Origin of the sequence: Gemella haemolysans (assembly GCF_012273215.1) — a bacterium.
In the GTDB taxonomy this organism is placed as follows: Bacteria; Bacillota; Bacilli; order Staphylococcales; family Gemellaceae; genus Gemella; species Gemella haemolysans_A.
The window spans coordinates 517,995-539,676 of record NZ_CP050965.1 but is presented as its reverse complement, the minus strand read 5'-3'; the positions used below and the strand labels follow the sequence as shown (position 1 = coordinate 539,676).

General features: G+C 29.5%; 22 protein-coding genes and 1 tRNA gene. 1 reads left to right on the top strand and 22 read right to left on the bottom strand.

Translation table 11 applies throughout. The features are described from left to right. Positions 1–92 precede the first annotated feature (92 nt). The 14 genes from FOC48_RS02640 to FOC48_RS02575 all read right to left on the bottom strand — a co-directional run bounded on the left by FOC48_RS02640 (position 93) and on the right by FOC48_RS02575 (position 14,682). Positions 93–1,175, bottom strand: a complete 1,083-nt coding sequence (locus tag FOC48_RS02640; RefSeq protein ID WP_003146365.1) for a zinc metalloprotease — start codon at positions 1,173–1,175, stop codon at positions 93–95. An 11-nt stretch (positions 1,176–1,186) separates the two neighbouring features. Beyond that, positions 1,187–2,353 (bottom strand): ATP-grasp domain-containing protein, encoded by a 1,167-nt coding sequence (locus FOC48_RS02635; RefSeq protein WP_003146367.1) that lies wholly within the window; start codon positions 2,351–2,353, stop codon positions 1,187–1,189. Between the two features lie 123 nt (positions 2,354–2,476). Beyond that, complete coding sequence (locus FOC48_RS02630) at positions 2,477–3,787, bottom strand: isochorismatase family protein (protein ID WP_003146369.1); 1,311 nt, start codon at positions 3,785–3,787, stop codon at positions 2,477–2,479. Between the two features lie 226 nt (positions 3,788–4,013). After that, positions 4,014–4,244, bottom strand: a complete 231-nt coding sequence (locus FOC48_RS02625; protein WP_003146370.1) for an acyl carrier protein — start codon at positions 4,242–4,244, stop codon at positions 4,014–4,016. A gap of 5 nt (positions 4,245–4,249) precedes the next feature. Next, positions 4,250–5,236, bottom strand: coding sequence for a phosphate acyltransferase PlsX (gene plsX / locus FOC48_RS02620; RefSeq protein WP_003146372.1), 987 nt, complete (start codon positions 5,234–5,236; stop codon positions 4,250–4,252). Continuing rightward, a complete protein-coding gene (locus FOC48_RS02615) occupies positions 5,229–5,864 on the bottom strand; it encodes a class A sortase (protein WP_003146373.1) in 636 nt (211 codons plus the stop codon). Before FOC48_RS02615 ends, plsX begins: the two co-directional genes overlap by 8 nt. 9 nt (positions 5,865–5,873) lie before the next feature. Continuing rightward, on the bottom strand, positions 5,874–7,883 hold the full coding sequence (recG, locus tag FOC48_RS02610; RefSeq protein ID WP_003146374.1) for an ATP-dependent DNA helicase RecG: 2,010 nt from the start codon (positions 7,881–7,883) through the stop codon (positions 5,874–5,876). Further along, on the bottom strand, positions 7,876–8,748 hold the full coding sequence (sdaAA, locus tag FOC48_RS02605; RefSeq protein WP_003146375.1) for an L-serine ammonia-lyase, iron-sulfur-dependent, subunit alpha: 873 nt from the start codon (positions 8,746–8,748) through the stop codon (positions 7,876–7,878). Before sdaAA ends, recG begins: the two co-directional genes overlap by 8 nt. 11 nt (positions 8,749–8,759) lie before the next feature. Further along, entirely contained in the window at positions 8,760–9,428 is a 669-nt protein-coding gene (sdaAB, locus tag FOC48_RS02600; RefSeq protein ID WP_003146376.1) for an L-serine ammonia-lyase, iron-sulfur-dependent subunit beta, read from the bottom strand. A gap of 2 nt (positions 9,429–9,430) precedes the next feature. Further along, entirely contained in the window at positions 9,431–11,101 is a 1,671-nt protein-coding gene (rnjA, locus tag FOC48_RS02595; RefSeq protein WP_172497835.1) for a ribonuclease J1, read from the bottom strand. Then, positions 11,094–11,312, bottom strand: coding sequence for a DNA-dependent RNA polymerase subunit epsilon (locus FOC48_RS02590; protein WP_003144942.1), 219 nt, complete (start codon positions 11,310–11,312; stop codon positions 11,094–11,096). Before FOC48_RS02590 ends, rnjA begins: the two co-directional genes overlap by 8 nt. Continuing rightward, entirely contained in the window at positions 11,312–12,886 is a 1,575-nt protein-coding gene (locus FOC48_RS02585) for an aminotransferase class V-fold PLP-dependent enzyme (RefSeq protein ID WP_003146379.1), read from the bottom strand. Before FOC48_RS02585 ends, FOC48_RS02590 begins: the two co-directional genes overlap by 1 nt. Positions 12,887–13,092: 206 nt before the next feature. Next, entirely contained in the window at positions 13,093–14,283 is a 1,191-nt protein-coding gene (locus FOC48_RS02580) for an NAD(P)/FAD-dependent oxidoreductase (RefSeq protein ID WP_003146381.1), read from the bottom strand. 36 nt (positions 14,284–14,319) lie between these two features. Beyond that, positions 14,320–14,682: a HesB/IscA family protein gene (locus tag FOC48_RS02575; RefSeq protein WP_003146382.1), complete on the bottom strand. Its 363-nt coding sequence runs from the start codon at positions 14,680–14,682 to the stop codon at positions 14,320–14,322. Positions 14,683–15,176: 494 nt separating this feature from the next. Between FOC48_RS02575 and FOC48_RS02570 the strand changes: the two genes are divergently transcribed. Further along, a complete protein-coding gene (locus FOC48_RS02570; protein WP_003146384.1) occupies positions 15,177–15,431 on the top strand; it encodes a NifU family protein in 255 nt (84 codons plus the stop codon). Positions 15,432–15,500: 69 nt separating this feature from the next. Here the strand turns inward: FOC48_RS02570 and FOC48_RS02565 are convergent. The 8 genes from FOC48_RS02565 to deoC all read right to left on the bottom strand — a co-directional run bounded on the left by FOC48_RS02565 (position 15,501) and on the right by deoC (position 21,673). Then, positions 15,501–15,574 (bottom strand) — tRNA-Arg (locus FOC48_RS02565). Between the two features lie 247 nt (positions 15,575–15,821). Then, entirely contained in the window at positions 15,822–16,094 is a 273-nt protein-coding gene (gene rpsO / locus FOC48_RS02560) for a 30S ribosomal protein S15 (protein ID WP_003146386.1), read from the bottom strand. 155 nt (positions 16,095–16,249) lie between these two features. After that, a complete protein-coding gene (locus FOC48_RS02555; RefSeq protein WP_172497833.1) occupies positions 16,250–17,167 on the bottom strand; it encodes a bifunctional riboflavin kinase/FAD synthetase in 918 nt (305 codons plus the stop codon). A 10-nt stretch (positions 17,168–17,177) separates the two neighbouring features. Next, entirely contained in the window at positions 17,178–18,101 is a 924-nt protein-coding gene (gene truB, locus FOC48_RS02550; RefSeq protein ID WP_003146391.1) for a tRNA pseudouridine(55) synthase TruB, read from the bottom strand. Next, positions 18,101–18,550 (bottom strand): Fur family transcriptional regulator, encoded by a 450-nt coding sequence (locus FOC48_RS02545; RefSeq protein WP_003146392.1) that lies wholly within the window; start codon positions 18,548–18,550, stop codon positions 18,101–18,103. Before FOC48_RS02545 ends, truB begins: the two co-directional genes overlap by 1 nt. An 18-nt stretch (positions 18,551–18,568) precedes the next feature. Beyond that, positions 18,569–19,444, bottom strand: coding sequence for a deoxyribonuclease IV (locus FOC48_RS02540; protein ID WP_003146393.1), 876 nt, complete (start codon positions 19,442–19,444; stop codon positions 18,569–18,571). Further along, positions 19,444–20,775: a DEAD/DEAH box helicase gene (locus tag FOC48_RS02535; RefSeq protein WP_003146394.1), complete on the bottom strand. Its 1,332-nt coding sequence runs from the start codon at positions 20,773–20,775 to the stop codon at positions 19,444–19,446. The genes FOC48_RS02540 and FOC48_RS02535 overlap by 1 nt, the downstream gene beginning before the upstream one ends. Before the next feature lie 259 nt (positions 20,776–21,034). Continuing rightward, positions 21,035–21,673: a deoxyribose-phosphate aldolase gene (deoC, locus tag FOC48_RS02530; protein ID WP_003146395.1), complete on the bottom strand. Its 639-nt coding sequence runs from the start codon at positions 21,671–21,673 to the stop codon at positions 21,035–21,037. Positions 21,674–21,682: the final 9 nt, after the last annotated feature.

The window sequence follows — 21,682 nt, the reverse complement described above, 5'->3', positions numbered from 1 at the left end:
TTTCTAAGAACACATCGCTTCCAATTTATTTAATAATATATTATTACAAAAAGATATCAACAGCTCTATATAGCCCTTGATATCTTTTCTGTTTACTTTAAGATTTTATTTTCTAAATAATTACAATATTTCATCTCTATATTCTGAACATATAAATTTGGTGCTTTATTTTTTAATTTTCTAGCTTCTTCAATTAGGATCATAGCTTTTTCATCATCAAATTTTATTCCCCATTCATAAGTCGCGAGTATATTCTTTGTCTGTGGATTTTTTTGTTTAAGTCGAACTTTCAAACTTTTATCATTCATTAGTTCTTCCAATAATTCATCTTCAGGATTTACCAAGCTTATTAATTTCACTAACAATGCCATTAGTTCTACTTTATAAACCGGTAACAAATCCTCTCTTTCAATATATAATTTTCTTGATTCGTTATATAAAGCCTCAAACTCAAAGAAATATTCTAAACCATCTAATTTTATAAATTCTAATGAGTCAGTTAGATAATTTGTATTAGTTATTTCTAATGAATTTATTTTCTCCACTACTTCTGTTTTTTCTATTAATAAATTCTTACCAATACTTTGATAATATACGTATTCTAATTGTAAGTATAGAACAAATCTAGTAGTTTCATCTTTACTAGCGTGGTAGAACGTCATACCATCATTAAATCCCATCGGAATCAGGTTTAGAAAAGCTAATGTAAATCCTATTAAAGCAAATAATAATGTATAATAACTTGGTAGGATTAGCCAAGAAACAATAGAAAATACAATATTAAATATTACACCACCTAGAAGATATAATTTATACTTAAACTTTCCTTCAACATATTCAGGTGCTCTCATCAGACACTGACCACCAGTACCTGGTAATCTTTCATATCTAATTTTAAGTTTTCCATTTTCATCTTTTATTATTTTGAAATCAAATACTCTAAAACTTATAAATTTATATCCCGATAGCAATCCAAAAACTAAATGCCCCGCTTCATGAACTATAACTTGTAAAATAAAAGCTATTACTCCTGCTATTAATAACAATATTATATTTGGAGCACCAACTCTTGAAAGTGAGTCTCCAGCAATCTTACCGACAGAATATCCTATTATAGCCCCAACAATCATAATTCCTAAAATTTGTAAAAGACCACTAATAAATTTATTTTTCACAAATAATCCTCCTATTCATATTTTTCGTGAATATAATTCATCATATCACTGATGTTTTCAATATTTTCATCTACCAATATATACATCCATTCTCCCATAGCTGTTGCAAAAACCGCTGGCACTCTATCTACTAAGCGAATTTCTTTTGAGTATTTATTATAAATATCCTCATTCGTATACTTATATATATATTTATCTCGTCTTGACAGAGCTATTCCATTATAATTATTTTGGACTTTCTTCGGTTCATTTCCTACGACAACATCCGCATACATTTCAAACAAATCACACTCATATGTATGATTATATAAATCTATTGTATATCCTCCAGCTATACGATTATTATATTCTAAAGCAATATAATCGTTACTAGGTAATTTGAAAAATTCGATATGGAAGAACCTTTCCTTCATTCCAAATTCTTTAACAATTTTTCTTCCATATTCTTTTAGTTTAGGATCAATTTCTTTTGGAATAATATTTCCATAATCTAGGCTATCGTTCAATAAATCTAATGTAGGTTTTGTGTAATAGAAACTAGTTTCAAAAACAACTTTTCCTTTAGAGTCAATTAGTCCATCATACGTACAAAGAATCCCATTGTCTACATAACTTTCAATAAAGTATACAACTTCTTGAGTCCATTGTTTTTTAAAGTTTTCTACATCTTTTTTTGATAAAAGTTTATAAGTATTATTTGCTCCTACTCCATTATCTGGTTTAGCAATTACTGGTAATTTTATCTCTTTAATTGCTTTTTCAAGTTCTCTAATATTTTTTACAGCACGCCCCTTAGCAACTGGAACATTAGCTTTTATAAATCTTTCTTTCATTTTCGATTTATATTTTGTAAAATCTAGTTTTTTCGGTTTCACACCAGTTATATTAAACTGTTCTCTAATTATTGAATCTAAAAATAACCAATGCTCATTATTAGACTCCACTCTATCTATAACTCCATGTTTATAGATTAAAAATGCTACTCCTCTTAAAACTTCCCCATAGTTTTCTAAATCATTTACTTTATAATATTCAGTTAAAGCATCTTTTAAAACACTAGAAAGACTATCGTAACTCTCACTCCCTATTCCTAATACTTTAACTCCTTTTTCTACTAACTTTCTTGCAAAATTTTCCTGTGAACTTGGAAAATTTGGTGATACTAATAAATAATTCATAACAGTCCCTTCCTTCCTAATATTATTCATTAGTTTATCATAAAGTTCACTAAATTTCCAATAAAAACATAAAAAAAATATGAACCACTTTCTAAATGTTCGGAAAATGATTCATATTATATTCTATTCTTTTACATTTACTGTTAAATTCTGTAGATAAGTCTTAAATGTCGAGTTAACCTCTTCACTTAATCCTTTTGTCGCATTTAAGTCTACAGTAATTTCTACTTTCTCGTTATATGTTTGCGTCATAATAATATTACTTAATACACAAATATTAGAAACTAAACCACAAAATTCCACTTCTTTATAGTCACTACGTGAGATATAATGTGCTAAATCGATACTACCAAAAGATGTTTTATTAAATACTCTTTTCGCATAACTTTCATAATTAGCAACATCTCCATATAAATTATGACCTTCACTATCAATAATACAATGCTCAATTGGTAAATGTTTACCTTCACGAGTTGAAAGATAGTTTGTGTAATGAGTATCTTTAGTAAATATTACATCTTGTCCAGCTTTTAAATATTCATCAATTTTATTAGCAATGACTTTATCTAATTGATCAGCAGTTTCAAACCCTAATGCACCATCAACAAAATCTTTTTGATAATCAACAACTACAAGTAATTTCTCAGATGTATCATGTTTTAAAGTTACTCTTAGATATAGTAAAAATGCTACAAATGCTAAAAATCCTAAGCAATAAAATATAATATCAGATTTTAATTTAGGGTGTGCTCTTTCATCTAATACTACAAATTTAATTAGTACCGCAGCCTCTACAATAAGCAGTACCACTAGATATTTAAATCGTTTTTTAAAGAAGATCGCAAAATCTTTTGCACCTAATTTTTTAAAGATTAAGTAGATAAACAACGCAGCTATACCAATAATGAACAACATTGTTCCATATTTATGTAATAATTTAAATGCATGTGGAGCACTTGGTCCTAATACATATCCTAAAGTAATAAATACTACTACCCAGAAAATCCCTCCGATTGTTGAATATAGATGGAATCTTTTGGCATCAATTCGTGAAATACCTGAGAAATATCCAAGTATATGTCTAACTCCTGGTAAGAAGTATGCAATTACTATTACTATGTTGCCGAATTTATTGAAAAATTCAGCCGCTTTCGTCATTCTATACGGCGTCAGTCCAATATATGAACCATATTTATCAACTGCTCTAGTTCCCAATCTTCTACCAACTTCATAAGAAAATTGCATCCCTATTACAGTTCCTAACGCACTTGCAATAATCATCCCTATATAACTACCATGATTATTATATGCCATTATTCCAGCTACAACCATCATAGTTTCACCTGGTAAAGGTAAAGCTGCAAATTCTAAAATAAGTGACACAAATAATATTAAATATACATGTTCAGCTAATAGTTTAAATAACATATCCATATATAAACTATTCTCCTTTTTATTTATTTTCTAATAAATTATATCATATTTTACTTTTAGTTAATAGCTAAAAAGATAAATTCTATATGATATAAATAATATTGAAAATTATCTTATCATATAAAACTTACAACTAGTTTAAATAATATGTCCTATAATTCTAATAAAACAAATTTTATAAAAAACTAGAGTCATACTTAAAGTAAAACTCTAGCTCTTATTTATATTATTTTCTTTCTTCAATAACTCTTACTAAGTCTTTGATTTTTACAATGTTTTCTGCATCTTCATCTGAAAATTCAAAATCATATTTTTCTTCAATATCCATTACTACATCTGCTACATCAATTGAATCAGCATCTAGATCTTCGTTTAATCTTGATTCTAATGTAATTTTATCTGCATCAACTTTAATATATTTAGTAATAATTTCTTTTACTTCTTCGAAAATTGCCATTGCTTTTATTCTCCTTTTTCCATCGTTTCTATCATTATATCATAAAGTTTTGTTTTGTGTATTTGTTTTGCTTGTTGAACTGCATAATATAATGCATTTTCATCAGCTGAACCATGAACTTTTATACTTGGTTTCTTAATCCCTAGTAGGAATGCTCCACCATATTCACTATAATCAAATTTCTTTTTAAATTTTGTAATTCCACTTTTTACAAGTAATGCTGAAATTTTAGTTTTAATGTTTTCCATAAAGATTCCTTTAATCATAGAACCTAATGTACTAGCAACACCTTCTATAGTTTTTAATAACACATTTCCTGCAAAACCATCTGAAATAACAATGTCATATTTATGCTCAAGAATCTCTCTAGCTTCTATATTTCCTTTGAAGTTATTAATATCTTCTTTAAGTAACTTATGAGCTTCTTTATATACTTTGTTTCCTTTTGATTCTTCTACACCTACATTTAGTAATGCTACAGATGGTGTTTCTATATTATAAATATATTTCATATATAATTGGCCTAGTTTAGCATAATTTACTAAATCATCAGGTTTAGCTTCTACATTAGCTCCTAAATCTGTAAGTAAAAACTTATGTTCGCTTTTTGTAGGTAATAGTGACGCTAATCCTGGTTTCGAAATTCCCTCTATGCGACCTAACATAAATAGTGAACTCGCCATGAAAGCTCCAGTACTTCCACCAGAAATTGCTACGTCAATAACATCATTATTCAAATCAGATAACATTCTGATCATTGAGGCATCTTTTTTCTTTCTGTGAACACGTGCTGCATCATCAGACATTAACACCTCTTCAGTACAAACATTCTTAATAATATTTTCTGTTTTAGTTATTTGATTTAAGTTTTCTTCAAGTCCATAAACATAAAGTTCTACTTCTTCATCTTTATAACTATTTACAAAGTTAACAATTCTACTAGGTTCATCAACACCTAATATATCAATACCTATTTTCATAATATTATGCACTTTCTTCTCCTATTAATTTTGCTTCGACTACAAATCTACTTTCCCATACACCTGTTTGCGGATTGAAATTATCACATGTAAATAATTTTAATATCTTCGGTTCATTTTCATGCTGTTCTAAAATTTCCACTTGTGTTGGCACTACATCATAAAGTTTATTTACTTCATATGTACGTAATTTATCTTTTGAAATAATTTGAATCTTAGCTCCATTTTTTATTTTGTTTAAATTATTAAATCTTATACCAACACCTTGCACACTGTGACCTGCGATAACTACGTTTTGCGCATCTAAAGTTGATGGTTCTTGTGATGTTGCTACTCCATTAATTAAGTTAATTTCAGTAACATCTTGGAAAATTGGTTCTTCTATTTGTACACTATCAATTTTTAAAATTCCTAACATTGAGTCTGTCAGTTTAATTTTTGATTCATTATCCGTAAACATTTTTTGCCACCATGGTATGTCTACTTCACCTTTACCATTTTTATAAGCTGTTATTATCTTATCGTTAGCATTTCCTGTTAGATATTCTCTAATTTGATTTTTGAATATTAGCACTACTGACGTACATAGCAATACTACGATAAGAATATTTAGTAATGTATTTTTTAATTTTTTATTCATCTAATCCTCCTAAATAATTGTCTCTTCTAATCCTACATACTGTAATAGCCGTTGCTTATTATCTGTTACTTCTATAATTTTCACAGCCAATTTTTTGGCTAGATACATTAAGTCTACATCATTTATTAAATCAGCAACTTTAAAACTAGGAACACCACTTTGTTTCGTACCGAAGAAATCACCTGGTCCTCGTTGTTTTAAGTCAAATTCCGCAATTTTAAAACCATCATTTTCTAAACACATAATATCAATACGCTCACTCTTAGAATCAGTTACTAAGATACAGTACGATTGATACTTACTTCTTCCTACACGTCCTCTAAGTTGATGTAATGTAGCAAGCCCAAATCTATGAGCATCCACAATTATCATAAATGTAGCATTAGGTACATTTACACCAACTTCTATAACAGTTGTAGAGATTAATATGTGTATTTCTTTAGCTAAAAATTTTTCAACAATTGCGTCTTTTTCCTTATTACTCATTTTACCATGAAGTATTGCAATTTTATAGTCATCTGGTAGATAATTCTTAATATTTTCATAGGTTTCTTCTATATTTTGAAGATCTATCTTCTCAGATTCTTCAATCAATGGACAAACCACATAACCTTGTCTACCATTATCAAGTTCCATCCGAATATTATCAAGTACTTTATAAAAACTCTTATTATTTGCTTTATAAGTTTGAACTTTTTTTCTACCCGCTGGCAACTCGTCTATTGTTGATACCTTAATATCTGTGATTAAAGTGATTGCTAAACTTCTTGGTATTGGCGTTGCTGTCATCATTAATGAATTAACAGCTTCACCTTTATTACTTAATAATTGACGTTGTCTTACTCCGAAACGATGTTGTTCGTCTGTAATTACATATTTCAAATTATTAAACTTTACATCTTCTTGTATTAAAGAATGTGTTCCAATTAATAATTCTATCTCACCTACTTCAAGTAGACTTAAAATAGTATTCCTTTCTTTTTTGGGAGTACTACTTGTCAACAATGCTACGGAAATATTTAAATCTTTAAAAAACTCAAAGAATGTTTCAAAGTGCTGATTTGCTAGAATCTCTGTCGGCGCCATAATTGCAGTTTGATAACCTGCTTTAATAGTTGCATATAAAGTTGCAGCTGCAACTGCGGTTTTACCACTTCCAACATCACCTTGCAGTAATCTGTCCATTTTATAAGGTTCATTTAAGTCTGTTACTATTTCATCTATAACTCTACTTTGTGCACCCGTTAGAGTAAAAGGTAAACTATCTTTAAATACTTTAATATCTTTATTGTTCACTCCTACACTATATCTAGTATCTTCAATTCTGCTATTTATATTTTGAAGTTGTAGTTTTAGCTGATAATTAAACAATTCGTGAAACGCAAACATCTTTCTTGCCTTATCAAACTCTTCTGAATTTTTTGGGTAATGTAAAGTGTAAAGTATTCTTTCTAACTTCCAAATCCCTTTAAAATTTTCAGGAACCAAATCTAATATTACATTTTCTCCATCTATCATTTTAAATGATTCTTCAACAAGTTTTATAAACTTTTTTTGTGTAATTCCTTGTTTCAGATGATAAAAAACTTCGATAGTATCACCTTTAGTTTTTTCTTCCATTATATTGAAACTTACGCTAGAAGCAGTAATTGTATTATTAGCTGCATTGTATGTTCCTTTAACTACTACATCTCTACCTTCAACAAGATTCTTCTTTAAATAATGTTGATTAAAAAATACTATTTTAATACTTCCCGATGAAGTTGATAATGTAAAAAAAGATCTACTTCTTCTATTTCCGTAAAACTGTGTACTTACTCTAGTTTCTACTTTTCCTGTAGTTATTACTTTCTCATTATCTTTTACAGAAGAAGAAAAATCAGTAGAACTAGATACTCTGTAAGGAATATTGTACAGAATATCACGAATCGTATATATTTCTAATTCATTTAATGCCTGTAAATATTTCTTTCCAACACCTTTTATAGTTCCTACCGATTTTTCTAAAATATTAATCATTACCGAATAATAAACTCCTATATTTTTCTCCAGTTTTTGTGATTGCTAAACCACCCTTAGCAGTTTCTTTTAATGTAGTAGACATTTCAAGTCCTATCTTATACATTGCTTCTAACACTTCGTCAGCTGGAATACGACTTTTTATTCCTGCTAGAGCTAAATCTGCTGCCATTAAAGCTGTAGAAGCTCCAGCCGCATTTCTTTTTACACAAGGTACCTCTACTAATCCTGCTACTGGATCACAAACAAGTCCTAACATATTTTTTAAAGCAATGGCAAATGCATGAGCACTCATCTCGGCATCTCCTCCCATGGCTTCTACTATAGCTGCCGCTGCCATTGCACTTGCTGAACCAATTTCAGCTTGGCATCCACCTTCTGCTCCTGAACATGAAGCATTATTAGCTACTACGAATCCAAAAGCTCCAGCTGTAAATAACATTCTTAACTGCGTTTCTTCATCAATATTGAATTTTTCCTTTAACGCATGAATACAGCCTGGAAGTACTCCAGCCGATCCAGCAGTCGGAGTTGCACAAATTAATCCTAAAGATGCATTAACTTCATTTGTTGCAATTGCTGCAGCAACTCCGTTTAAAAAATCACTACCAGTAATTGATTTACCACTATTAATATACTCTTGTAGTTTTTTAGCGTCTCCACCTGTAAGTCCTGTTTTTGAACTTACTCCTGCTAATCCTTCTTCAACAGCTTGCATCATGACAGCTAAATTTCTTTTCATCAATTTTTCTACTGCAACACGAGTTACACCATTCACTTCAATTTCTTGTTCTATCATCAACTCAGAAACAGGTTTTTGTTCTAATTTTGATTTTTCTACGATTTCTTCTAAACTAGTAAACATTTCTGTACCCTCTACAATTTATCTGCAAATTTTACTTCATTAACAAATCCTAGTTCAGTTATTTTTTGAATGCTTTCTTTATTTAGTTTCTCTAGAGACTCAACTACAAGTAAATTAGTTCCTTCTAAAATAGAACTAGAATATTTCTCACTTACTTTTTTATCACCAAACAATTCTACAATTTTAAGTGATAATTCTTCTTTATTTTTATCATTAAACTTATAAAAAATGAAATAAGTGGGGAAGTCACCTGATAAATTCACATCAAAGCCTAGCAGTTCAAAGATAACCATCTTTCCTCCTCCTATTGATTTCCCAATAAGATCGAGGCTATGTCGACCAGCTTGAACTTCTATTTTTGCTGTATTTGGATGAATATGTTCAATTCCACTCTCTATGAACTCAAACTCCATCCCTGCTGCTTTTGCATCTTCCATACTAGTTCTTATACGCTTATCAGACGTATTATACCCTAATAATCCACCGATAAGAGCAATGTCTGTTCCGTGTCCTTTATAAGTTTCTTTGAACGAACCATATAATGTTATTTTTACATCTTCTGGTTGCATTCCAAAAATATATCTTGTAAATAGACCGATACGAACTGCTCCTGCTGTATGTGAACTTGACGGTCCTACCATTACCGGACCTATAATATCAAATACACTTCTGTATTTCATATTTACACCTCCAATATTGTTGGTAAAATAACAGGCTTTCTTCCTATTTCACTTTCTAAAAATTCCCCTAAAGATTCTAAAATTTGTTGTCTAACTTGATATACTCCGCACTCCTCATTCGATAGTACAGATAAAACAGCATCTTTAACAACTGCTTTAGATTGTCCGAATAATTCTGTTGATTCATTTACATTAACGAATCCACGACTTATTATATCGGGATTATTCATTAATTTTTTATTTTCAAAGTCAATTGCAATTGAAACTACGATAACACCTTCTTCAGATAGTTCTTTTCTATCTTTAATTACAACACTACCGATATCTCCAATTCCAAGTCCATCTACATAGACATCTGATGCATCAAACTTACCAGCAATTCTTGCACTATCGCTAGTTAATGCTAATACCTCACCATTTTCCATAATAAATGAATTTTCTAGTGGAATGTCACATTCTGCTGCTGTTTGAGCATGAATAACCTGCATTCTATATTCGCCGTGAATAGGCATGAAATATTTAGGTTTGATTAATCTAAACATTAGTTTTTGTTCTTCTTTCGAACCGTGCCCAGATGTATGAACATTATTAACACTAGAAGTAATAACATTTGCCCCAAGTTTTGATAATAAATCTATATTTTTATTAATAGACAGAGTGTTCCCTGGAATTGCCGAACTAGCAAAAATTACAGTATCCGTTGGCATTATTGTAATTTTCTTATGTGTTCCATTTGCTATTCTACTTAACGCTGCTAATTCTTCTCCTTGAGTTCCAGTACATAAAATAAGTAGTTTATTAGGATCTACTTGATTTAAGTACTTACTATTTACAAATGTTTCCTTAGGTGCTTTAATATACCCTAATTCTGTACCAATTTTAATAGCTTTCTCCATAGAACGGCCGAATACAACAATCTTTCTACCATGTTCAATACAAGCCTCTACAACTTGTTTTACACGATATACGTTTGAAGCGAAAGTTGCAAATATTACTCTATGTTTCTCTTTACGAAGAATATTAGAAATAGTTTTACCTACTTCTTTTTCACTTTGAGTAAATTCTGTTCTTTCTGAGTTTGTTGAATCAGAAAGTAAACACAATACTCCTTTTTCTCCTATTGCTGCCATTTTGTGTAAATTTGATCCTTGACCTACTGGAGTAAAGTCAAATTTAAAATCACCTGTATGAACAATATTCCCTTGTGGAGTATTTACAATAACTCCAAATGAATCTGGAATAGAGTGAGTTGTGTTATGGAATGATACTTTTAAATATTTAAAACTTAACACTGTATCTTCATCTATAACATTAAGCTCAGCTTTAGCCAGTAAGTTGTGTTCTTCTAATTTTGATCTAATCAATCCAATTGCTAATGGCCCACCATATATTGGTAAATTAACTTTTCTAAGTAAGAATGGTAATCCACCAATATGATCTTCGTGACCATGAGTAATAATCAACGCTTTGATTTTATCAATATTTTTTTCAATATATGAGTAATCAGGTATTACATAGTCAATTCCCAGAATATTATCTCCAGGGAACTTAACTCCAGCGTCGATTATTATAATCTCATCGCGGTATTGAATAGCATAGGTGTTTTTACCGATTTCTCCTAAACCACCAATAGCAGCTACTCCTACTTCATTTTTTTTAATGATTTTATCCATTAACTTTCTCCACTTTAAAGTCTTCAGATTGTTTTTCAAACTCTAAATATGCTTCGCTTAATTCTTGAACAAGTTCTACATTATAGTTTCTGTCATCTAAATACTTTCTTACTGCTGGTACTCCATCAGCTTCTACATATAACACTTGTGTGTTTTCTCTTACTGGAATTTCCTTTGAATTTTCTTGGTAAAATACTTTAAATACTGCCATTAATAATCTCCTATCATTTCTTTTAATATATTTAATGTGTAATCTAATTCATTTTTTGTTGTATTAATATTTATAAATGAAAACTGAATAATATTTCTTTCTTGAAGATATGAACTCTTATAATGAATAAAAATATTATTTATTGCAAGTGAAGCTCCAATGTTAAGTGAACTAATGTTTTCAGGCAATTCTACAGTTACAATCACCGGTGAAACTTCTTTTTCTTTTATTTTCATTATTGGAAGACCCAATTCTTTAAGTCCTGCCTTCATATATGAATATTTTTCCTGAACCTTTTCATACCTTTCATCTGTTTTAAAGGCGTCTAAAGCTGTATTTAGTGCTTCCATTAAAATAGATGGTTGAGTGAAAGGTATCGATGTCATTTTATTAGCATAGTGTAAATCTAGATATAGTGGCGTGCTTTCCAATGGAACTAACTCACAATTAGTACCTACAATTGCTAATCCAGCTACAGAACAAAAGGCTTTACCTGATGAACAAGCTACATAATCAACATCTTTATAACTATATTTAATAGCACCTACTGCAGAAACTGCGTCAACTGCAAGTACTAAATTATTTTGTTTAACGATTTTTGTAATTTCTTCTAAATCATTCAATATTCCAACACTAGTTTCGTTATGAACTAAATAAACAAAATCATAATTTCCTGATTTTAATTTTTCAGCTACAACTTCTAAGTCAAAGCTTTCTCCAAAACCTACAGAATAACATTCGATATTTAAGCCGTGACGTTTTGTTTCACGAACTAATCTATTTCCGAATTCACCATTTGCTAAAACAAGACCATTGTTAAGATTTCTACCTTTCAATTGCGCCATTATAGCTTCATTGGCTAATGTAGCTGATCCATGTAAAATAGTCGCTGTTTCTACATCTAAAATTCTCTCTATTTTTGAAAGTGTATTTTTAGTTAAACTAACGAATTCATTACTTCTATGTGAGTACAATTGCTTAGATAATTTATCAATAACATCTTGAGATAAGTCTACTGGTCCCGGTAAAAAGTTAATTCTTTGAGCTTTTGCCATTCTATCAAGAACCTTATTTTCACTCTTAAGTGAAAGATACATAGGCATATATTCAGCATCTTTAGTTCCTACGTTCTCATGGAATTTTGTAAAGCCTATATGCTTGTATAGTTTTTCTTGTCTAGTTGTTCCTGATATAAACACAATATCATAGGTATTCTGAATAATATAATTAAATGTTCTTTGCAATAATTCTGTAAAAACTTTAGTTTTTCTGTATTTTTCTTTTATAGATAATAATCTTATTTCTACAGGTTTTTTATAAATACCTTTGTAATATTTATCTATATCATTAAGTTTTAAGTCTAAAGAAAACGGACGCTGATCTGATAATGCAATCATACCAACTACATCGTTTTTCTTTTTAGCTATTATATATATGTTTTTATCATGAAATTTATCTTTTAATTTTTTAGTTTCATTTTTTTCATGTTGAGGAATTTCTTCGACAAATGTTTCATAGTTCAACTTGAAAATTTGTTCATATTCTTCCGCTGTATTTGCTATTTTATATATCATAATTTTTCCCCATAACTTTATTTGGTTAAATTTTCTCTACACTATATCTTACCATAATTACAACTTTTTTTCAAATTAACATGGCTAAAAATACTATAATTAGAAAAAATTTAATACTAAATTAACTTTATCTTTTAAATAATATTCAAAAATAAAAAGACCCAAAATTAATTGGGCCTTCTTAAATAATTTTTATTATAATTGTATTAAAGAATACGTTGGTTTTTTAGTGCAGTAACGAAGTCTGTTAATTCATAAATTGCTTTAGCTTCGATAATTTTTTTAAGTTTAGCTGCTTTGAATCCTTTAGCTTTTTTACCACCCATAACATCAGCAATACCATCTTTGTGACCTAATGAACATACAACACCACGGTTGATGTATTTGAAGTCTCCAACTTGTTTTCCGCTAATTCTAGCTCCTACATATGCTCCCATTTGGTTAGCGATTTGAGCTGTTGTTGGATAAGGTCTTTCTTGACCAGTTTCGATGAATGCAGCACAGTCACCTACGATGTAAATCTCATCGTGTCCAGGTACTGTTAATTGTTGTGTAGTTACAAGACGACCACGTTTAGCAAGTTCTGGGAATGCTTCGTCCATAAGTTTGTTACCACGAACACCAGCAGTCCATACTAGTGTAGAAGCATATAAATCTTTTCTTTCTCCATCAACTTCGATAGTGAAGCTATCTTTAGTAGCCCCTTTAATACCAGCACCTAAGATAATTTCGATTCCATTGTCTTCTAAGTATTTTCTTGCGTAGTCACTGTACTCTTTAGTAAACATTGGTAATAATGTTGGAGCAGCATCTAATCCGTAAATTTTAACTAATTTTTCATCAATTCCGTATTTAGAGCATAATTCTTTTTTACGGTGAACTAATTCCCCTAAGAATTCCATACCAGCTAATCCAGTTCCACCTACGATAACTGAAATATCTTTTACATCTTTTTCTTCACTTGTAGCATATTTTCTGAAGTTGTCTTCTAATGTAGCAGCTATTTTTTCTGCAGCATTAACATTGGCGATTGGTAATGCATTTTCAGCCATACCTTCAATTCCAAATGTTTCAGGTTGGAATCCTAATCCAACAACTAGTACATCATAGTCAAGCTCATGTTTTTTAGTTAATACTAATTTTTTCTCAACATCAATTTTAATTACTTCGTCTTGAACAAATTCTACACCTGGTGATACTAAATCTTTAATATCGATACAAATATCTTTTGCTGGGATATTCCCTGCAGAAACTTCGTGTAAGTTTACTGTATCATAGTGATAAGAATTTTTGTTTACTAAAGTAACTTTTACCTCTCCAGCTTTAGCAGCTTTTTTTAATCCTTTTAAAGTCGTAAGTCCCGCATACCCAGCACCTAAAATAACTACGTTTTTCATAGTATCAATTTCTCCTTTTATCTGTTATTTTGTATTTTAACCGCAGCAGCAGCCGTTTCCACAGCAACCGCCATCTTCATCATCATAGATTTCAATCATATTTGGATTGTGTAGTGTAAACTCACTACCGTATTCATCTTGAACATAATCTATTTCAAGACCTTTTAAAAGAAGCTCATCTTCTTCATTAACAAGAACTTTAAGATCACCAAAGTTAAGTACTTTATCACCATCTTCTAATTCGTCCTTAATATCAATAGCGTAATGCATTTGTGTTCCTTCTAAAGCGATAGAAATTTTCAAGTAACTATCACGTTTATCAGCATCAAATAACATTTCTTGGAATTTACCAACCGCTACATCTGTTATCAAAATTAATTGATTATCTGTATTAGCCATAAAATGTATCCCTCTTTATTTTTTATTTTCTATTTAATATTATAACTGTTTTTCTAACAAAATAACAGTATCTTGCTTATATTTTATAAAATAATTTGTGAATATTTTATGAATTATTTAAAAGCGTTTAAATTTACATAATATTTTTTTATAAGTATAGTTGCTTATATAATTTTAAAGGCTTCTATTAATATTAATCTCGAAACACTATAATGTTAATAAAATTTACATGTGTAAACATTTTTTGAAAAATTATTTTGATTTAAGCAAATGTTTAAATATTTATTTTTGTCGTTGATTTTCCTTCTAATTTTATTATATATTCTATCTATAAACAATTCTCCTTCGTCCTATTTAATAAAACTTTATCTTTATTTAATATTTATATGTAAACTATTTTAAATTACTTACAATATCAAATATTTATGTCTTCTTGCTTTATTGACTTTTCTTTTGCCGAACAGTATAATATTTTATAGAGAGGTGGATTCGTTTTGAATAAAGAGTATTATGAAACTGTTGATAAAATTAAATTTGAGTTAGAAAAAATACGCCCTAAACTTATTAAAGATGGTGGAAACATAGAATTTATTAATTTTAAAAATGGGATTTTAAAAATTAGATTTTTAGGTGAATGTGCACATTGTGAACTATCACATATCACATTAAAATATGCAATTGAAAAAACTATTGTTGAAAAAATACCAGAAGTGAATAAAGTAATAGAAGTAAAAATGAGCGTTGTTTAGACGTTCTTTTTTTTATTTTCATTATCTATAAAAATAAAAAAAGAGTAGATTTTCATCTACTCTAAGTGACGTCCCAGAAGGGATTCGAACCCCTGACCGACGGCTTAGAAGGCCGTTGCTCTATCCTGCTGAGCTACTGAGACATATTATATACTTACCTCTCTCTGAAGTACTTTAATAGTATATCAATTTTTCAATATTATGTCAATACTTTTTTGATATAAATATAAATATTTGTTATATTTGTAATTTTCTAAGAATATTATGTTTTATAATCATATTAAAAATATATAAAAAACTTGAGAGGAAATATCATTACTCTTCTGTTACATTCATAGAAAAAGGAAAGCCGAAGTGTCTCAAACGGCTTTCCTATAAGTATTTTTAAAATTATCTTCTTAATCCTAGAGCTTTAATTAATTCACGGTATCTTTGGATATCTTTTTTAATTAAGTAGTCTAGTAAGTGACGACGACGGAAAACTTTTTTAAGTAATCCACGACGACCTGCGTGATCTTTTTTGTGAGTGTTTAAGTGCTCAGTTAAAGCATCGATTTCTGCAGTTAATACTGCGATTTGTACTTCTGGAGAACCAGTATCTGATTCGTGAGTACGGAATTTAGCGATAATTTCTTGTTTTCTTTCTTGACTAATTGCTGCCATTGCAATTTCCTCCATATAATTATATTTTTGCGACCTTAATCCTAGTGTAGAACCTGGAGGGTTTCTATACCACGAATAAGGAACATAAGTAATTGTACACTATTTTTTATAATAATTCAAGAGATAACCTCTAAAATCAGTATATAAATATGATTTTAATAATCTTTTTCTTCAGAGGTTTTTTTATCCAATTTAAGTTGTTCTTTTAGGTGATCAAAGCTCTCGAATTTTTGTTCTTTTCTTAAAAATTCATAAAAGAAAATTTCTATTTTTTCACCATAAATATCTTCATCAAAATCTAAAATATGCGTTTCTATAAATTTCTTATTTTTTTCAGTTGAAACAGTTGGATTATAACCTATATTTGTAATTGATTTGTATATTTCACTGTGAACTTTTAATTTCGTAATATAAACCCCATTAGTTTCTGGTAAAAGATATTTTTCTGATAATTGAAGGTTAGCAGTTGGAAAATTAATAGTTCGTCCTAACTGCCTTCCCTTTACTACAAGACCAGAAATTGAATAAAATCTTCCTGAATATTCTCTATACTTTTGGAACTCTCCATCTCGAACAAATTTCTTCAAAACTGTCGTAGATATTTTTTCTCCATCTATAGTTTGTTCATTTTGAACACTAATTTCTATGCCATTTTCTTCAATCAATTTTGGAGTTCCTAAACCTTTATTTCCAAATCTATAATCGAATCCACAAAATACTTTTTCTATATTTAGTTTTTTCAAAATATTATCTATAAAATCATCAGCAGATAAATTCTGTAATTTTTCATTAAATTCTAAATAATAGACTTCATCTACAGATAAACTTTCTAATAGTTCATTTTTTTTATTTATCGGTGTTAATAACTCTTCACTAGTTTTACCAAAGTACTCCTTCGGGCTCTTATCAAGTGTTATTACAATAGACTTAACGCCCTCAGTAGCTACACTCACTGCATCACCTATTATTTTTTGATGAGCATTGTGAATACCATCGAAAAAACCTAATGCAGCCACTCTTTTAGTATTATCTTTTTTTATTTCACTAATATCTGAAATATTAAATATTTCCATCTTCATTTACCTACTCTATTATTTTTGGAAATGTAGTTTTTACAGATAACAATTCATCCTCTTCATCTTTCAAATAATATATTGCTATCGCTTCATTTTCATAAGTAAAAACTATTCCATCTGTAAAATCGTGATCTGGAAATTGATTTTTCCTAAATCTCAAACCATTCATCACTTGTTTTGCTCTAAATTTTGGTATTTCTACAAATTTGTATTCTTCTAGAGCATATTCTTTTCTTAGAAGTTTTCCTTCTAATGTTTCATCTTTTAGATGTTGTTCTATCTCAGAGAGCGTTAAACAATTATCTAATGTTATTTCACCACTTCTAGTTCTCGTTAATTTACTCATCGTACTTGGTAAATTTAATTCTTTTCCGATACTTGTAGCTATAGTTCGAACATATGTTCCTTTCCCACAATTTATATCTATAGAAAAATAAAATTTATCATCTTTATAATATTCACTATTTTCTATAAATGTAATATCATAAATATTTACTTTTCTAGTCGGAATTTCCACATCAAATTGGCCGCGTCTAGCATACTCATACAATTTTCTACCATTAACTTTAATAGCTGAATATATAGGTGGCTTTTGTTCTATTTCACCAATCATAGATTTCAGAATTTCTTTAATTTTATCTACACTAATGTCTGAAACATTACATTCTTCAACAACTTCTCCTGTAAGATCTTCTGTAGTTGTCTTTATCCCTAAACAAACTTCAGCTCTATAACTTTTACCTAAATCCATTGCATATTCACTAACTTTAGTCGCTCCTCCTAATAAGAGAAGTAACACTCCATCTACCTCAGGATCTAATGTACCAGAATGACCTATTTTTTTCATTTGAAGAATTCTTCTAGCTCTGAATACAACATCATGACTAGTAATTCCACGTTCTTTATAAATCGGCAAAATACCTTCAAACATTATTTATTATCCTCTTTTTTCAAACAATCTGGGCATAAACCATAAACCTCAAATTTATGACCATCTATTCGATAGCCTTTCAATTCTTCAATTTCTAAATCATCACATACGTGTACATGTATTATTTTTGCTTTTCCACATTTTAAGCATATGTGATGGTGATGGTGATGATCTGTTTCCAAACATCCAATTTTAAAATATTTTTCCCCTTTAATTTCTGTAGTTTCCAAAATACCTATTTCTTCATAAGTACTTAGATTTCTATAAATAGTATCAAAACTTAGTCCAGGATACATTTTACCTACTGTTTCGGATACATATTTTGCATTAATATATCTATCTTCTTTTACTAAAAGTTCAACCATAGCTTTTCTTTTATCAGTATATTTATACCCTTTTTCCTTTAGAAGTTTCATTATTCTATCAACTTTTTCTTCTGATATTTTCATAAGTACCTCCTACATAGTCTATTTTTTAAAGTCCACAAATGTCTTGTTTCTTAACATTTCAATTTCATCTTTATAAGGTGATATATCTTTCTTTTCTCCATACCAAGGAGTCTCTAAAATTTTAGGAATATTTGCGAATTCATCTAAATGAACAATTCTATTTATCGTATCGAATCCAATGCCACCATATCCGATATTTTCATGGCGATCTTTATGTGCACCTAATGTATTTTTACTATCATTAATATGAAGCACTTGAATCCTATCTAATCCCACAATCTTGTCAAATTCTGTAAGGACACCATCTAAATCATTAACAATATCATATCCACCTTCAAATACGTGACAAGTATCAAAAGTTACCGTTAATTTTTCGTTTAAAGTAACTCCATCAATAATTTGTGCAATTTCATCAAAATTTTTTCCACATTCACTACCTTTACCAGCCATAACTTCCAAAGCAATATTAGGTTTCATATCTTTTGTTAGCACCTCGTTTAACCCTTTAACGATACTTGCAATCCCAACATCAGCACCTGCCTTAACGTGTGAACCAGGGTGAAGAACAATATTCTTAGCACCAATTTTTTCAGTTCTTTCAATTTCTAATCTTAAGAAATCAACTGCAAGCTGATAGATTTCCGATTTTACTGTATTTGCTAAATTAATAATATAAGGTGCATGCACTACTATATCACTAATATTTTTATCTTTCATTAATTTATGTGCTTCTTCGATTCTCAATTCTTCAATAGGTTTTCTTCTTGTATTTTGAGGAGCACCTGTATAAATCATAAATGTATCACTATTATAACTAGCCGCTTCTTTTACAGAACCTAGCATCATTTCTTTTCCTGACATTGATACATGAGATCCAATTTTTAAGTTCTTCATTACTTACCTCTGTTTGCCTTATTACTACGTTTAGCAAATTTTCTTCTTTCTTTTTGTTTAAGTTTATCCATTTTATATTTATATTTTTTCTTATATCCTGGTTTAACTTTTTTAGAAACTTTTACTTTTGATTTCAGTTTTTCAGTTAGGTTATGGTCAGCTACGACTTTCTTTCTACTTTGACGTTTATTTCTGTCTTTAGCTTCAACGAACTCACCATTTCTAATATCTTGGTGATTAAATTCAATACCACGTTTTTCTAAATCTTGTAATTTTTCTTCATCTTTATTGTTATAAATTGTAATACAGTCACCGCTTAATCCAGCACGTCCTGTACGTCCTGCTCTGTGAATAAAGAAGTCTAAATCATTAGGAATATTAAAGTTAATTACATGACTTACTCCTTCAATATCAATTCCACGACTCATTAAATCACTAGCTACAACATAAGTGAAATCTAAATTATTAATTCTTCTTTGCATTTGCTTACGTTCACGTGGTGTTAAATCTCCGTGAAGTACACCTACATTTAATCCTTTAGAGATTAAATAGCTACTTACTTCCTCTACCTCAGTTTTCTTATTAGCAAAGATAAGTGCTAAATAAGGATTAATAACTGTAGTAATTTCGTGTAATTTTTCTAAACGAGACGAACTTTTCTCTGGAATTAAAATATATTCAATTTTACCGAATTTCGCATTATCAACTTCGATATATTGAGCATTTTTTAGATATTTTTTCAAGAAGTGATTCATTTGCGCTGGTATCGTTGCAGAGAATACTAAGAATTGACAATTTTCTGCTGCTCTCTTAGAAATTTTATCAACATCTTCCATGAATCCTAAATCTATCATCATATCACATTCATCGATTACAAGACTCTCTACTTCTTTAATTGCTAAAGCACTTGCTCTATCTAACTCTAATACACGTGTTGGAGTACCGATAATAATATGTGGTGCATTAGATACTCTTTCAATATCCCTATTTAAATCTTGTCCACCAATACATAATGTTATTTTAATGTCTTCTTCAGAAAAACTAGCAATATGCAATGCCATATCATACAATTGTCTTGAAAGTTCTCTTGTTGGAGCTAGAATAATACTTTGTGTTTTTTTCTTAGCTACATCTAATTTACTAAAAATTGGTAATAAGAAAGAATGACTTTTCCCACTTCCTGTTTGTGATTTAGCTACTATATTTTTTCCTTTTAATACTGGTGAGAATACCCTCTCTTGAATTTTTGTCGGATTATCAAATCCTAAATCTATTACTGCCTTATTTACAAATTCATTAAATTTATATTGTTCAAATGACTTTGGTAACATTTAAAATCTCCTTTATGATTTTTCTATCTAAATATATGGGAGTTTTCCCCATCTTCAATTTCCACGTGAAATGATTGAAAATAACTTTTTATATTTCACGTCATAATAAACCATCCTTTATTATACTATAAATACATAGATTTAGCTATAAAAAACACCGTATTATTACCTATTATTCGTTTTCTATACATATTTTCCTCCTGAAAATAAAAAAGTGATTCAGAAAATATTTTACAATCTTCTGAATCACTTAATAATATTATTTTACTATCTCAATTCCTGAGCTTGTTCCTAATCTTTCAGCTCCTAAGTCAACATATTTTTGAGCAGTTTTTTTATCTCTAACTCCACCACTCGCCTTAACTTTAGCATTATCTCCGACTACTGATTTCATTAATTTTACATCTTCATAAGTTGCACCACCAGTTCCAAATCCTGTTGATGTTTTAACAAAATCAGCTTTGGCAACTAGCGATAATTCACAGGCTTTAACTTTTTCTTCATCAGTTAAATAACATGTTTCGATAATAACTTTCAAGACATTATCACCAATCGCTTCTTTAATTAGGCGAATTTCATTCTCTACATAATCGAATTCACCATCTTTTAATTTTGCAACATTAATAACCATATCTATTTCACTTGCACCATTTTCGATTGCTTCTTTTGCTTCAAAAACTTTTGATGCTGTTGTCATTGCTCCTAATGGAAATCCAACAACTGCTGCTACTTTAACATCAGTACCTTGTAAAAGATGCTTAGCATCAGCAACATAACAACCATTAACACAAACACTATAAAATTCATGTTCAATAGCTTCTTCACATAATTTTTGGATATCGGTACTACTTGCCGTAGCTTTTAAGATTGTATGATCAATATATTTATTTAATCCCATTTTTTACCT